Here is a 13,929-nt window from a genome sequence, read left to right as displayed (position 1 = left end):
ACCGGCGAACTCTACAAGGATCCCGGAGCCGACTACTTCACCAACCGCACCCCGGCCAGAGCCAAGGCCCGAGCACTCGGACAGCTCCAATCACTCGGCTACCATGTCACCCTCGAACCCCTGCACCAGACTGGATAGTGCAGCCCGCCTCACCGAATTTTCATGTCAAAACGACGTTAAATGCGAGCTAGTTGGGCCGGATCTCCAGTTGACGGCTTGGGTCAGCCTGTTAGGAGGAGTGCGGCATCTGCGGACGGCTGGTGCGGTGCACCGCCGTCACGGCAGCGCCCTGGCCCGAACGGCCGTGGCTGGTGCCGCGTTCCTTGGGGTGCCGGCGTTTGCCGTTCCCGTCCGGCCAGGCCGTTCCCTTGGCCGAAGCGAAGGTAGTGGCTACGGCGGCGGGTTCGGGCATCGGTGCCATGTCCATGGCTCCGGTCAGGTGCTCGGCGAGCTCCGGATTGATCTTCTGTCCTGCATGGTTCTCGGCCATTGTTCTTCCTTTCCGCGGTACTTCAGGGGTACGCAATGTTTCAGGGGTGCTGTCAGCGTTACCAGCGGACCTTCTTTTCGGTCTTGGCGAGTTTTCCGCTGGTGTGCGTGGGCTTGTGTCCGCGGCCGGTGCTTTGCCAGCCGGGACCGGAGCTGCCGCGGGACTTCCGCTCCAGCATTTCCCGCTGGGCGTCGCTCAGCTTGGACATGATGCCGCCTTCCGCGGCGGCTCTGTTCGGGGATTCCGCAGTCATACAGTGCTCTCCTTAGCGTCAATGCCGTCAGAGGTGCCGGAGATGCGGCGTTCAGGGTGCCTTCTTGCTGCGGAACTTGAAGGGAAAAACCGTTCCGATGCGTAAAAAGGGGAACGACGCGGAGGCATGGCCTCACCAGGCGTGGATTTTTGTTCGGATCAAACACGGCGGTTCGGGACAAGCCCGGACAGGCCGGTCTACTCAAAAATCAGTGTTCCCATGCCCACTACCCTAAGCAGACTCCCGTCCCTTGTGAACCCCCGAATTTTCGGAGCGTCGGCTAGCATTGCAACTCAGACGACCCGCGCAGGTCCCGGATCCAGGAGGTGAGACCCATCAACGCAATGGCAGTACGGGTGCTCCCCCGCAGCCGCTTCCCTTCCGGGCGTAGCGGGCCGGAGAGCACCCCTCGGTATCCCGAAAGGCTCTCCCATGACTACTTACCCCGCGAACCACACCCGTTCCGACCTCACCCTCCGACTCCGTTCGGCAGGCTGCGTCTTCGCCGAGGAAGAGGCAGAACTGCTCCTCGCCGAGGCAGGCTCGCCGCAGGACCTGGAGCGGATGGCTAAACAGCGCATTGCCGGTTTCCCCCTCGAGCAGGTCCTCGGCTGGGCCGGGTTCCGCGGCCTGCGCATCGCGGTCGACCCCGGCGTCTTCGTCCCGCGCCGCCGCACGGAGTACCTCGTCGAGCTGGGTACGCGGTTCGCCCGGCCGGGCTCCGCCGTCGTCGACCTCTGCTGCGGAACCGGCGCAGTGGGTGCCGCCCTCGCGGCGGAGGTTCCGGGCATAGAGCTGCACGCGACGGACATCGAACCGGCCGCCGTCCGCTGCGCGCGCCGCAACATCGAGCCGGCCGGCGGGCGGGTCCATGAGGGCGACCTGTACGCGGCGCTGCCGCCGGGCCTGCGCGGCCGCGTGGACGTGCTGCTGGTCAACGCGCCTTATGTGCCGTCAATGGATATCGGGACCATGCCCCAGGAGGCCCGCCTCCATGAGCCGCTCATAGCGCTCGACGGCGGATCGGACGGTTTGGCGGTGCAGCGGCGGACCGTCGCGGAGGCTCCGTTGTGGCTGGCGCCGGGCGGCCGCCTCCTGATCGAAACAAGCGTCCGGCAGGCACCGCGCACGGCGGCCCTGTTCGATGCCGCCGGCCTGCGTCCGGAGGTGCTGCGGTCCGAGGAACTTGATGCGACGGTTGTGCTCGGATTCAGGCCCGAATCGACCCCCGAAGGTCACGATTAGATAACGACGGCATCGAAGGGCCGGAAATCCGCGGATTCCCGCGGGATTCCGGGGCGAAACCTGTTCCGCGATACGCAACAGATGGGCCCTGAACCGTCCGACCAGCACCGCGGGAGCCCTTGGTGTGACCCGAACCCGCGTAAAATTGAAACCCTGCCCGGAGCGGGGCAGCTGTACGTCGCAAGCAAATGACCTCCTTAGGAGGGGCCCAAATGCCCACAGACCAAAGCATCACCGACTCTCCGGTAGGCGCCAGGAACGCCTCCGGACTTACCGCACCCACACCCCGCGGTACCTCTAAATTGAAGTTTCCCGTCCGCCGCCGGCTCAAGGTTTCCGACGTCAACGTCGTGGACCAGCCGATGCTCAAGAAAGCCCTTGGCGGAACCATCGTCGGCAACACCATGGAATGGTACGACGTCGGTGTCTTTGGCTACCTGATCACCACGATGGGTCCGGTCTTCCTTCCCGAAGCGGACCCGGCGGTGCAGACCCTGTTCCTGCTCGGCACCTTTGCCGCCACCTTCATCGCGCGCCCGCTCGGCGGCGTTTTCTTCGGCTGGCTCGGCGACAAGGTGGGCCGCCAGAAGGTCCTCGCAGCGACCCTGATGCTGATGGCGGCAAGCACCTTCGCCGTCGGCATCCTGCCCGGGTACGCACAGATAGGCATCTGGGCCGCAGCCCTCCTGGTGATCCTGAAGCTCGTCCAGGGCTTCTCCACCGGCGGTGAGTACGCCGGTGCCACCACCTTCGTTAGCGAATATGCGCCGGACAAGCGCCGCGGCTTCTTCGCGAGCTTCCTGGACATGGGTTCCTACATCGGCTTCGCACTCGGTGCCGCCCTCGTGTCCATGCTGCAGCTGACGCTGGGCCAGGCAGCCATGGAGGAATGGGGCTGGCGCCTGCCGTTCCTGATCGCCGGACCGCTCGGCGCGATTGCGATCTACTTCCGGAACAAGATCGAGGAGTCCCCGCAGTTCCAGGCCGCCCTCGACGCCCAGGAAGCGCACGCCGCCGAAGCCGCTGCCGGTGACGCCGCCGTGGCCAAGGGACCGATCGGGATCATCAAGGCCTACTGGCGCCAGATCCTGATTGCCATGATCCTGGCCGCCGCCGCCAACACGGTGGGCTACGCCCTGACTTCCTACATGCCCACGTACCTCACCACGGCCAAGGGCTACGATCCCGTCCACGGCACGCTGCTCACTATCCCCGTGCTGGTCATCATGGCCCTCTGCATTCCGCTCACCGGCAAGCTCTCGGACCGCATCGGCCGCCGCCCCGTGTTGTGGATCGGCGCCGGCAGCACCATCCTGTTCTCGGTTCCCGCGTTCCTGCTGATCGGCATCGGCGAGATTTGGTCCACCCTGGCCGGCCTGGCCCTGATCGCCTTCCCGGTGACCTTCTACATCGCGAACCTGGCTTCAGCGCTCCCGGCCCTGTTCCCGACGTCGAGCCGTTATGGCGGAATGGGCATCGCCTATAACTTCTCCGTGGCGATCTTCGGCGGCACCACGCCGCTCATCGTCGACGCCCTCATCCAGGGCACCGGCAACGACATGATGCCCGCCTACTACCTCATGGGCACGTCCGTGGTCGGCGCAGTCACCATCTACTTCCTGAAGGAGTCGGCCCAGCGCCCGCTGCCCGGCTCCATGCCGAGCGTGGACACTCCGGCCGAGGCCCGCGAACTCGTGGCCACCCAGGACGAGAACCCGCTGCTCGACCTGGACGAGATGCCGTTCGAGGACGTGGCCGGCACGCCGGCTTCCGGCAACGGCACGCAGCCGGAAACCTCGAAGGAACCCGTAGCCGTCTCCTAGGGGCGCCGGCTTCGCCCCGCCCACCGGCGCCTCCTACCAGAAGCATCGGCCATCGCCTTAGACTCGGCAGATGGCCGATGCTTCTGTGGGTTCGTCAGTGGGTATGCTGCACCATCTGGAAATCTGGGTCCCGCATTTCGACCGCGCGGCCGCCGAGTGGGGCTGGCTGCTCACCGAGCTCGGCTACACACCGTACCGGAAGTGGCCCAACGGCTGCAGCTGGAAACTCGGCTCCGCGTATGTGGTGGTTGAACAGTCTCCCGACCTCACCAGCACCATCCACCGCCGCACCGACGCCGGCATGAACCACGTGGCGTTCCACGGCGGCAGCCGGGACAACGTGGACCGGCTGAGGGAGCTCGCCGTGGACTCGGACTGGTTCGAGCTCTACGCGGACAAGTACCCGCACGCCGGGGGCCCGGAGCACTACGCCGCTTTCCTGATCAACTCGGACGGCTACGAAGTGGAGCTGGTGGCGGAGTAGGGCGCACTACTTCGATCCCTGCAGGTACCTGTTCCGTTCTTCGATCAGGTGCTGCAGGTAGCGGCCCAGGAAAGCCTTCTCCACCAGGCGGCCAAGAATTCCGAACGGCGCGGTGAACTCGACGTGGTCGACCATGAGGGTCCCGCCGCCGTCGGGCGCTGAACCGTCGGGCGCCGAAGCGTCGGGCAGGAATTCGTGCACGTGCCGGAAGGCACGGAACGGACCGCGCTCCTGCTCGTCGGTGAAGGACTCCGGGAAGCTGAACTGCGTGATCCGGCTGGTCATCCGCACCGGCAGTCCGAAGTGCCGGGCCCGCCAGGTGACCGTGTCGCCCAGGGACATCAGCCCGGCAGTCACGCCGGCCACCGCCCGTTCATTGGACTTGGCCATGGAGCCGAGGTGGACGTCCACGCTGCGGGAGAGGTCGAAGGCCACCTCCGGGGCCATGGCCAGCCGGGTCCGGCAGGTAAACGAGACCGTCATGACTCGATCCTGCCATGACGCTGCGCACAGTGTGACCCGGCCGATGGCGGGGATCGGCGCCGTTTGGTACTTTTCGGAAAGGCCCCGGTCACCCAAAGAAGAATGGCCCCGGTGCGCAAGCTTCTCTCCCTCGCCCGGGACCTCCATTCGATCGGCCCCGCGAACAACGACCGCCTTTCCGCCGTCCGTGTCGCACTCAGTGTGGCGGTACCCACGCTGTTCCTGCTCGCGATCGGCCGGCCCGAACTCACGCTCTATGCGGTCTTCGGCGGCCTCACCGCAATGTACGGCAGGAACGAAAGCCACCAGCTGCGGCTCAGGCACCAGCTCCAGGCGGCGGTGGTCCTGGTGGGCGGCGTCACGGTGGGCACCTTCCTCGCCGTGAACCACATCCATTCCTGGGGGCTCGTGGTGGTGGAGGCGCTGCTGGCCGGCGTCGGTTCCGTCTATTCCGACCGGGTGCGGCTCAAGCCCAACGGTCCGTTCTTCGGCATCCTCGCGCTCGGCGCCTGCGCCTCGGTTCCCGTGGCCGTCCCCTTCGGCATGGCCGTGCTGATCGCGGCGGCCTCGGCGTCATTCTCGCTGCTGGTCGGTTTCGCGGGCTGGCTCCGGGTCCGCGCCTGGAAATCCGGTGCCGTCCGGTACGCCCCGGCCCTGACCCCGCAGCTCCGGCAGGCCGCCGTCGTGCATGCCGCGCGTTACGTGACGGCGGTGGGTGTCGCGGGAGGGATCGGCGTGCTGAGCGGCAGCGGCTACCCGCACTGGGCGATGGCCGCCGCGGCGGTCCCGCTCGCCGGCGCGGACATGCCCAGCGCTGTCAACCGCGGCATCCACCGCATCGTGGGCACATTCCTGGGCTTGGGGATCGTCGCCGTCGTGCTCTTCCCGGGACCGCTCTCCCCCGTCCGGTACCTCCCGGCAACGGTGGTGCTGATGTTCCTGGTGATCATCTGCCAGTTCTGCACCGAGCTGTTCATGACCCGGCACTACGGCTGGGCCATGGTGTTCTTCACCCCCGTGATCCTACTGATGACCGAGCTCGCCGCGCCCGTGGACCCCGGCCGACTGCTGGCAGAGCGCGCCGTCGAGACCCTGGTGGGTGCGCTGACCGGGATCGCGGTGGTGGTGCTTATCCGTTCGCGGAAGCGCCGTTCCGGGACGCCTCCCCCGAAACCGGCAGCGGCCTCTTCGGCGGACCTGCCGTAAACCGGGCGGGCAGGACGCGCGCGACGGCGGTCACCACCTTGTAGCGCTTGGTGGGGATTGAGATTCCCCTGCCGGCCTCATTGTCGGCGAGTGCCTCGCTGACCACCCGGTCCGCCTTGAGCCACATCCACCGCGGGGCCACGGACTTGTCCATGCCCATCCGGTCGTGGAATTCGGTGTGGACGAAGCCCGGGCAGAGCGCCGTCACCTTGACCCCGCGGGCCGCGTAGGCCAGGTTCGCCCAGCGGCTGAAGCTCACCTGCCAGGCCTTGGCCGCCGAGTAGCTGCCCCGGTTGGCGAACGCCGCCACGCTGGCCACGTTGATGATCCGGCCCGAGCCGCGCTGCAGCATGCCCTGCAGCGCGGCGTGGCACAGTTCCATGGGGGTCTGGACATGGAGGCGGACGTGCCGCCGCTCGTCCTCGATGCTGTTCTTTTCGAAAGAGTGCAGCAGGCCGATCCCCGCGTTGTTGACCAGCACGTCCACCGGCCGGGCGGCGTCCAGAAGGCGTTCGACGACGGCGGCGACTCCGGCGTCGTCGGCCAGGTCCGCGGAAAGCACCTCAGCGGTGATGCTGTAATCGCGCTCCAGGACCTCCGCCGCGGCCCGGAGCCGCCCGTCGTCGCGCGCCACGAGGACGAGGTGGTGGCCTTGTTCGGCGAGTTGCCGGGCGAACTCAGCGCCCAGCCCGGCGGTGGCCCCGGTGACGAGTGCGGTAAGGGCGTTCGCAATGGCTGTCATACGCCAAGCGTAGTCCTGCCTTCGGCAGGGGAAACGGCGTCCTGGCCCGCGGCGTCGCGGACCTTCCTGCCGCGGATATAGCCCACGATTCCCAGCGCGAGGATGCTGCCGAGCGTGCCCAGGGCGAAGGCTTCGAAGGTCAGCTGGGAGACGCCCCAGACCGCTTCGAAGTCATAGGGCAGCCCGAAGAGCGCGTCCAGGGTTCCCGGGAAGACCGCCACCCACGAACCAATGAGGATCCACACGAAGCAGATGGCGCCCATTACACGGAACATGGTGTCGGAGACAGGCACCTTGAAGGGCCGTACGGCGTCCGGGTACTTGCTCCGCAGCCTGACCGCGGCGGGAATCGCCAGGAGGTAGCTGAGCAGGAAGGTGGAGATGGCGATGGTCAGCACCACTCCGAACAGGGCACTGCTGGTGCCGCTGAGCTGCATGGCGGCGAGCATGAACAGCGTGGCCACGACGCCGGAGAGGGTGTTGACGCGGATCGGCGTGCCGAGCTTGGGATGGAAGCGGCCGAAGAAGCCGCCGAAGAAGGAACCGTCCGCGGCGGCCATGGCCTGCATGCGGTCACTGATGATCATCCACGCCGCGCCCTGGGAGACCAGCACGAAGCAGAAGATGATGGCCGAGACGGCGAGCATGGCCTCCGCTGCCGGGCCGAACACCGTGTAGACGGTGGCCACGGCGCCGAAGAGCCCGCCGATGCCGGTGATCTGGTCCAGCGGCACCACCAGCAGGATGGCCAGGATCGGCAGGAGGTAGCTCGCGGCGGCGATCATCGAGGAGCGTGCCACGGAAATCGGGACGTCCTTGGCCGGGTTCTTCATCTCGCCGGCGGCGCTGTTGCCGGATTCGAAACCGAGGAAGGAGAACAGCAGCAGCGGGGTGACGCCGAGGAAACCGGCGAGGGTGGGCGAGAAGAAGCCGAGGTCCAGGCCGTTGAAGCCGTGCTGCAGCCCGTAGACCAGGGTGACGACGATGAAGAAGGTCAGGAACACGACCTTCAGGATCGCGCCGAGGGACGGCAGCCATTTGCCGTGCTTCAGGCTGATGATGGCCGAGCTCACGGTGATCCAGATGAACGCCAGCTTGAAGAGGTAGTCCCCCACGCCGCCGGCTTCCAGGTGGCCCACGTACTCGGACCAGGTCTCCACGGCCACGAACGCCATGGCACCCCCTACCCACACCGGCTGGGTGACCCAGGTGAACAGGGACGTGATGGCGGCGACCACGCGGCCGAAGGCCATCTTGGTCCAGACATAGACCCCGCCTTCCTCGGTGAAGGCACCACCGGTCTCAGCGAAGATCAGCCCGTACGGGACCATGAAGGTGACCGCCAGGATGAGGGTCCAGGTGAAGGTTTCGCCGCCGAAGCCCGAAACCTGGCCCAGGACCTCCACCGAGATAACGGCCGCGACCACCAGCAGGAGGATGTCGAAGCGGCCGAGGGATTTCTGCAGATGCTTGCTTTGCTCCCGGGCAAGGCTGGTTGAGGAGATTGGCTGATCCATGATCGGTCCTTTGCTACTGCTTAAGTGTGCTGCTGCGCAGACGGTTTGGGGAGGGATGAACTCAGCGTAGGATCGTGAGCTGCATCACGTAAACAAGGGAATGGTGATGTGGATCATCGCTTCTTCTGATGCAGTCAGCCGAACTGGATCCACGTGGTCTTCGGGGCGGTGTAGTTGTCGAAGGCATGCAGGGACAGGTCCCGCCCGAAGCCGGACTGCTTGAAACCGCCGAACGGGGTGGTGTTGCCCAGCGCGTCGACCGTGTTCACCGAGACCGTGCCGGCAAGCAGCTCCCCTGCCACGCGGTGGGCGCGCGAGAGGTTCGAGGTCCACACAGACGCGGCCAGGCCGTAGTCGGTGGCGTTGGCCAGCCGCACTGCTTCCGCTTCGGAGTCGAAGGCCTGCAGTACAGCCACCGGCCCGAAGATCTCCTCCCGGTGGACGTCGTGGTCGGCGGGGAGGCCGCCCAGCAGCGTGGGCTCCAGGTACGCATCGGAACCGCGGATCTCGCGCCGTTCGCCGCCGAAAAGCACCTCACCTTCGGTGCGGCCGCGTACGATCCAGCGTTCGACGTCGTCGGCGTGCGTGCTGCTGATCAGCGCACCGTTGCCGTCCAGTCCGGCCAGCGGATCCGCCGGCGCGTAGCCGGCCGCGGCGGCGGTGAGCAGGGCCGCGAACTCATCGTGGACCTCCCGCTGGACGAGGATCCGCGAGTTTGCCGAACACACCTGGCCCTGGTTGTAGAACGCACCAAAGGCTGCCTTGGCGGCAGCGGCGGCGAGGTCTTCGGTGTCCGCGAAGACAATGTTGGAGCTCTTGCCGCCGGCTTCGAGGCTCAGCCGCTTGAGGTTGCTGCGGCCGGACGCTTCGAGCAACGTGCGGGACACGGCGGTGGAGCCGGTGAACGCGAGCGCGTCGACGTCCATGTGGTGCGCCAGCGCAGCCCCCACCTCGCGGCCCGAACCGGTGACGACGTTCAGCACGCCGTCCGGAAGCCCGGCCTCGGCGGCCAGTTCGGCGAGCCGCAGCACGCTCAGGGAGGTCTGCTCGGCAGGCTTGAGGACGAGCGTGTTTCCGGCCGCCAGCGCGGGGGCGAGCTTCCAGACGGCGATTTCCAGCGGGAAGTTCCACGGCACAATGGCGGCCACCACACCCAGCGGTTCACGCGTGACGAGCGCGGTGGCTCCCGGCGGCACTGCCGGCAGTTCGCCGGCCTGCTTGTCGGCCGCTTCGGCGTACCAGCGGAGCGTGGAAATAGCGCCCGGGACGTCCACGGTGGTGGTCTGCAGGATCGGCTTGCCGCTGTCCAGGGTTTCCAGCAGCGCGAGCTCCTCGGCGTGGCGCTCCATGAGCGCGGCGAGCTCCAGCAACACGCCCTTCCGGGGTTCGGCCCCCACCCGCGACCAGGCCGGGAAGGCGCGCCGGGCGGCGGCAACCGCTACGTCGACGTCGGCGCTGCCGCAGGCGGTCAGTTCAGCCAGGACCCGGCCGTCCACAGGGCTGACGGTCTGGCGCGAAAGCCTGCCTGTGACGCGGCGTCCGTCAACGAAGGCCCGGCCGTCGATCACGAGGGAATCTGCCTGGCTGTGCCAGTCGAGGGAAAGCGTGGTGTTCATGGTTGCTCCTTGGTTGTGGAAAGGGTTCTACGGTGCAGGCGGAGTGCCACGGAAGCGCCCATCAGGCAAGCCAGTTCGACCGCGATGACGGCGAGCATGGAACCTGCGTGGCCGGGCGCCGCCGCTGCAGCCGTTCCGTGATGGCCTCCGGCGCCGGACGGTACGAGCAGCACCAGGTGGATGAGGATCATGACGGCGCTCATGGCGAGCAGGTGCGCGGCGGCGCGCCCCGCGCACCGTGCCGGGAGGGCCAGCGGCGAAGCGCAGGCCAGGCAGGCCGCGCCCATCGCCGCCATCCACCAGGCCATGGCGCCGGCGGGCCCGGTCAAGGCGGCGGCAACGTGAGCCGCGGCGCCGGCCGTCACCGAGGTGCCGACGATGCCCGCCGGGATCCGGGCGAGCCTGAGGCTCCCCGGGCGCGGGGTGATCTGGTCCATGGTTTTTCCTGCCTGCCCGGCGCGATCAGTCGGGGGACTTTACGCCGGGGCTGTGAGGTGGCTAACATCAAAGCGTTGGTTGAACAGTTGTACCATCAAAATCAGACTTCAGGAAGTGCCATGACCCTTCAGACGACCCCCTTGCTCGCGGCGGCCCAGCCCACCGTGGCCCAGCACCCGCTGGAGCAGCTCTCGGGCCGGGAAATCCACGAGGCCCGCCGGATCCTGGCGGACGCCGGACTGGTTGCCGACACCACCCGCTTCGCCTACCTCGGCCTGGTTGAGCCGCCGAAAGCGGCCCTGTATGCGGACGCTCGGTTCCCGCACACAGCCGCCCCGGACCGCACCGTCCGCGCCATGCTGTGGGACGCGGCCCTCTCCCGCTCGCTCGACGTCCGGCTGTCCCTGGCCACCGGAGAAGTCCTGGAACAGCGCGAGCTGGATCCCGCCGTCGACGGCCAACTGCCGGTGCTGATCGAAGAATTCGGGATCATCGAGGACATCCTCGCCGCGGACCCGCAGTGGAAGGCCGCCCTCACGGACCGCGGGCTCACCCCGGAGCAGGTCCGGGTGGCACCGCTCTCCGCGGGCGTCTTCGAATACGAAAACGAGGAAGGCAAGCGCCTGCTCCGCGGCCTGGGCTTCCGGCAGGACTACCCGGGCGACCACGCCTGGGCGCACCCGATCGACGGCCTGGTGGCGTTCGTCGACGTGGAGAACCGCCGCGTGGACCACCTGATCGACGACGGCCCCGTTCCCGTCCCGGAGGTCAACGGAAACTACACCGATCCCGCCATCCACGGGGAACTCCGCACGGACCTGAAACCGATCGAGATCACCCAGCCCGAGGGCCCCAGCTTCACGCTGGACGGCAACCTCCTGAGCTGGGCCGGCTGGGACCTGCGGGTCGGCTTCGACGCCCGCGAGGGTCTGGTGCTGCACCAACTCCACCACACGCACGCCGGGCGCCGCCGCCCACTGGTGCACCGCGCGTCGATCTCCGAAATGGTGGTCCCGTACGGCGACCCGTCCCCGTACCGGAGCTGGCAGAACTACTTCGACTCCGGCGAATACCTGGTGGGCCGGGACGCGAATTCGCTCAAGCTCGGCTGCGACTGCCTGGGCGAGATCACCTACATGTCCCCCGTCGTGGCCGACGACTTCGGCAACCCGCGCACCATCGAGAACGGCATCTGCATCCACGAGGAAGACGCCGGCATCCTGTGGAAGCACACGGACGAGTGGGCCGGTTCCAACGAGGTGCGCCGCAACCGCCGCCTGGTGGTGTCGTTCTTCACCACGGTGGGCAACTACGACTACGGCTTCTACTGGTACCTCTACCTGGACGGCACCATCGAGTTCGAAGCCAAGGCCACCGGCATCGTGTTCACTGCGGCCCTGCCGGACAATTCCTACGCCTACGCCTCGGAGATCGCCCCCGGCTTGGGCGCACCCTTCCACCAGCACCTGTTCAGCGCCCGCCTGGACATGATGCTCGACGGCGAGACGAACCGCGTGGAGGAACTCGACCTCGTGCGCCTCCCGAAGGGACCCGGAAACCCGCACGGCAATGCCTTCACCCAGAAGCGCACGCTGCTGGCCCGCGAATCCGAGGCCGTGCGCGACGCCGACGGCAGCAAGGGACGCGCCTGGCACATCAGCAACCCCGAATCGCTGAACCAGCTCGGCCACCCGGTGGGCTATACCCTCTACCCCGAGGGACAGCCCACGCTCGCCATGGCCGACGACTCCTCGATCGCCTCCCGCGCCGCGTTCGCCCGGCACCACCTCTGGGTCACCCGGCACGCCGAGGACGAGCTCTACGCCGCGGGCGACTTCGTCAACCAGCACCCGGGCGGCGCCGGCCTGCCTGCCTACGTGGCACAAGACCGCGACCTCGATGGCCAGGACCTGGTGGTGTGGCACTCCTTCGGCCTGACCCACTTCCCACGCCCGGAGGACTGGCCGATCATGCCCGTGGACACCACCGGCTTCACGCTGAAGCCGCACGGTTTCTTCGATGCCAACCCCACGCTCAACGTGCCGCCGTCGTCAGCGGGGCACTGCGCAGCGCCAGCAACGGCCGCCGCGGCCGCGGCGGAGCCGGCGAAGCACTGCCACTGATAAGGTGACGACGGCCGGGCGGTAACACGCATGACCAGGTGCCCGGCCGTCGTCGCACATCCGTCCCGGAAGGAGCAGCATGCCCCGCTTGGTCGACCACCAGGAACGGCGCCGTGCGATCATCGAGACCACGTGGCGGCTGATCGCCGGGCAGGGCATCGAGAACGCCAGCATGCGTGACATCGCCCGGGAATGCGGATACGCCGCCCCCGGCGTGCTGGCCCACTATTTCCCCAACAAGGACGCGCTGCTGCTGGCCTCCTATGAGCTGATCTGCGAGCGCACCAACGAGCGGATCGTCGCCGGCACCAAGGGACGCCGCGGGCTCGCGGCGCTGCGGAGCATGTGCCTGGAAATCATCCCGGCGGACCCGCTCACCGTGGTGGAGGCCCGCGTGGCCGTGTCCTTCTGGCAGCGGGCCCAGACGGAGGACGCGCTGCGCGCAGTCGGCCGGGAGGCGCTGCTGCACTGGCGGGGCCTGGTGATGGACTTCCTCGCGCAGGCCGAGCACGACGGCGAATGCGCACCTTTGGCCGATCCGGATGCGGTGGCCGATGAGCTGCTGAACATCATGATGGGCCTGCACGTGACCTCCATGCTGGACCCGGACACCGTCACGGGCTCCCGGCAGCGCCACCTCGTGGAGCGTGCCTTGGCGCGCCTTGCCCTGCAGACGGCACCGGCCTCCGGCTAGGAGCGCCTCCTGTACCGGCTGTTGCCGGGGTTGTAGGCTCGGGCACTATGGCTCTGCGACTCGTTCAGGTGAATTTCAAGGCCCGCGATGACGCGGCTCTTGGCCGTTTTTGGGCCGACGCACTCGGCTGGGGTGTTTCCAGCGAGGGACCCGGAGTGACCAATGTTGAGCCGCTGGGCTTCAACTGGCCGGATCCCACCGCGCTCTGCATCGATGTGGTTGCTGTTCCCGATCCCGAAACCGTGAAATACCGCGCCCACCTCGACCTCGCCACCACCTCTGCCGCCCACAAGGACGAACTGGTGGCACGCCTGCTGGAACTCGGCGCCACGCACGCCGACATCGGCCAGGGCGACGTGCCGTGGACGGTCCTGGCCGACCCCGAGGGCAATGTTTTCTGCGTCCTCGAGCCCCGGGAGATCTACCGGGACACCGGGCCGATCGCCACCGTGGTGGTCAACTGCGCCGATCCGCGCGCCATGTCCCGGTTCTGGAGCGAGGCCACCGACTGGACCCTGCACGAGGTGGACGACGATCATGCGAGGCTGCGTTCGGCCAGCGGGGTGGGTCCGTACCTGGAACTGCTCCGGACCGAGGGCCCGGAAACGGTATGGAACCGTGTCCATCTCGACGTGAAACCGTACGCCGGCGACGATCTGGACGCCGAGGTGGAACGGCTGCGGGCCCTGGGAGCCAGCGACGCCGATGTCGGCCAAGGCCCTGAGGTGTCGTGGCGGGTCCTCGCCGACCCGGAGGGCAACGAGTTCTGCGTCCTCGCACCGGACAAGGCAGGGGTTTCGGGCTGAGGCCCGGTT

14 protein-coding genes and 1 pseudogene are annotated in these 13,929 nt (G+C 67.7%); 8 read left to right on the top strand and 7 right to left on the bottom strand.

Features of this window, described 5'->3' with window-relative positions; all coding sequences use genetic code 11:
* Positions 1-138, top strand: a pseudogene (locus tag D3654_RS19450) (IS110 family transposase); the annotation flags it as partial.
* 91 nt (positions 139-229) lie between these two features.
* On the opposite strand, the gene D3654_RS19445 reads toward D3654_RS19450, so the two are convergent.
* Together D3654_RS19445 and D3654_RS19440 are read right to left on the bottom strand one after the other, a co-directional pair.
* Positions 230-490, bottom strand: coding sequence for a hypothetical protein (locus tag D3654_RS19445; RefSeq protein ID WP_120523101.1), 261 nt, complete (start codon positions 488-490; stop codon positions 230-232).
* Between the two features lie 58 nt (positions 491-548).
* Positions 549-743 carry a hypothetical protein gene (locus D3654_RS19440; protein WP_120523100.1) on the bottom strand — a complete coding sequence of 65 codons (195 nt, stop codon included), beginning with the start codon at positions 741-743 and terminating at the stop codon, positions 549-551.
* A gap of 432 nt (positions 744-1,175) precedes the next feature.
* Between D3654_RS19440 and D3654_RS19435 the strand changes: the two genes are divergently transcribed.
* The 3 genes from D3654_RS19435 (at position 1,176) to D3654_RS19425 (ending at position 4,295) form a co-directional block, all read left to right on the top strand.
* On the top strand, positions 1,176-1,988 hold the full coding sequence (locus tag D3654_RS19435; protein ID WP_120523099.1) for a putative protein N(5)-glutamine methyltransferase: 813 nt from the start codon (positions 1,176-1,178) through the stop codon (positions 1,986-1,988).
* Positions 1,989-2,200: 212 nt separating this feature from the next.
* Positions 2,201-3,811: an MFS transporter gene (locus D3654_RS19430; protein WP_120523098.1), complete on the top strand. Its 1,611-nt coding sequence runs from the start codon at positions 2,201-2,203 to the stop codon at positions 3,809-3,811.
* Positions 3,812-3,881: 70 nt separating this feature from the next.
* Positions 3,882-4,295: a VOC family protein gene (locus tag D3654_RS19425; RefSeq protein ID WP_120523097.1), complete on the top strand. Its 414-nt coding sequence runs from the start codon at positions 3,882-3,884 to the stop codon at positions 4,293-4,295.
* 6 nt (positions 4,296-4,301) lie between these two features.
* Here the strand turns inward: D3654_RS19425 and D3654_RS19420 are convergent, their stop codons facing one another.
* Positions 4,302-4,778 carry an SRPBCC family protein gene (locus D3654_RS19420; RefSeq protein ID WP_120523096.1) on the bottom strand — a complete coding sequence of 159 codons (477 nt, stop codon included), beginning with the start codon at positions 4,776-4,778 and terminating at the stop codon, positions 4,302-4,304.
* A 102-nt stretch (positions 4,779-4,880) separates the two neighbouring features.
* Here D3654_RS19420 and D3654_RS19415 point away from each other — a divergent pair, with 102 nt between their 5' ends.
* Positions 4,881-5,984, top strand: coding sequence for an FUSC family protein (locus D3654_RS19415; RefSeq protein ID WP_120523095.1), 1,104 nt, complete (start codon positions 4,881-4,883; stop codon positions 5,982-5,984).
* Here the strand turns inward: D3654_RS19415 and D3654_RS19410 are convergent.
* From D3654_RS19410 to D3654_RS19395, 4 genes are all read right to left on the bottom strand, one after another.
* A complete protein-coding gene (locus D3654_RS19410) occupies positions 5,908-6,726 on the bottom strand; it encodes an SDR family NAD(P)-dependent oxidoreductase (protein WP_120523094.1) in 819 nt (272 codons plus the stop codon). The two genes, D3654_RS19415 and D3654_RS19410, sit on opposite strands and share 77 nt — an antisense overlap.
* Positions 6,723-8,243, bottom strand: a complete 1,521-nt coding sequence (locus tag D3654_RS19405) for an APC family permease (RefSeq protein WP_120523093.1) — start codon at positions 8,241-8,243, stop codon at positions 6,723-6,725. Before D3654_RS19405 ends, D3654_RS19410 begins: the two co-directional genes overlap by 4 nt.
* Before the next feature lie 134 nt (positions 8,244-8,377).
* Positions 8,378-9,859 (bottom strand): aldehyde dehydrogenase family protein, encoded by a 1,482-nt coding sequence (locus D3654_RS19400; RefSeq protein ID WP_120523092.1) that lies wholly within the window; start codon positions 9,857-9,859, stop codon positions 8,378-8,380.
* Entirely contained in the window at positions 9,856-10,296 is a 441-nt protein-coding gene (locus tag D3654_RS19395) for a hypothetical protein (RefSeq protein WP_120523091.1), read from the bottom strand. The genes D3654_RS19400 and D3654_RS19395 overlap by 4 nt, the downstream gene beginning before the upstream one ends.
* A 120-nt stretch (positions 10,297-10,416) precedes the next feature.
* Here D3654_RS19395 and D3654_RS19390 point away from each other — a divergent pair, with 120 nt between their 5' ends.
* The 3 genes from D3654_RS19390 to D3654_RS19380 all read left to right on the top strand — a co-directional run bounded on the left by D3654_RS19390 (position 10,417) and on the right by D3654_RS19380 (position 13,920).
* Positions 10,417-12,420 carry a primary-amine oxidase gene (locus tag D3654_RS19390; RefSeq protein ID WP_120523090.1) on the top strand — a complete coding sequence of 668 codons (2,004 nt, stop codon included), beginning with the start codon at positions 10,417-10,419 and terminating at the stop codon, positions 12,418-12,420.
* Positions 12,421-12,499: 79 nt separating this feature from the next.
* A complete protein-coding gene (locus D3654_RS19385; protein WP_120523089.1) occupies positions 12,500-13,114 on the top strand; it encodes a TetR/AcrR family transcriptional regulator in 615 nt (204 codons plus the stop codon).
* 47 nt (positions 13,115-13,161) lie between these two features.
* Positions 13,162-13,920, top strand: coding sequence for a VOC family protein (locus D3654_RS19380; RefSeq protein ID WP_120523088.1), 759 nt, complete (start codon positions 13,162-13,164; stop codon positions 13,918-13,920).
* Positions 13,921-13,929 lie beyond the last annotated feature (9 nt).

It is taken from the genome of Arthrobacter celericrescens, assembly GCF_003614925.1.
GTDB classification, from domain to species: domain Bacteria; phylum Actinomycetota; class Actinomycetes; order Actinomycetales; family Micrococcaceae; genus Arthrobacter; species Arthrobacter celericrescens.
The sequence above is the reverse complement of the archived record's forward strand: the minus strand, read 5'-3'. Positions and strand labels throughout refer to the sequence as shown.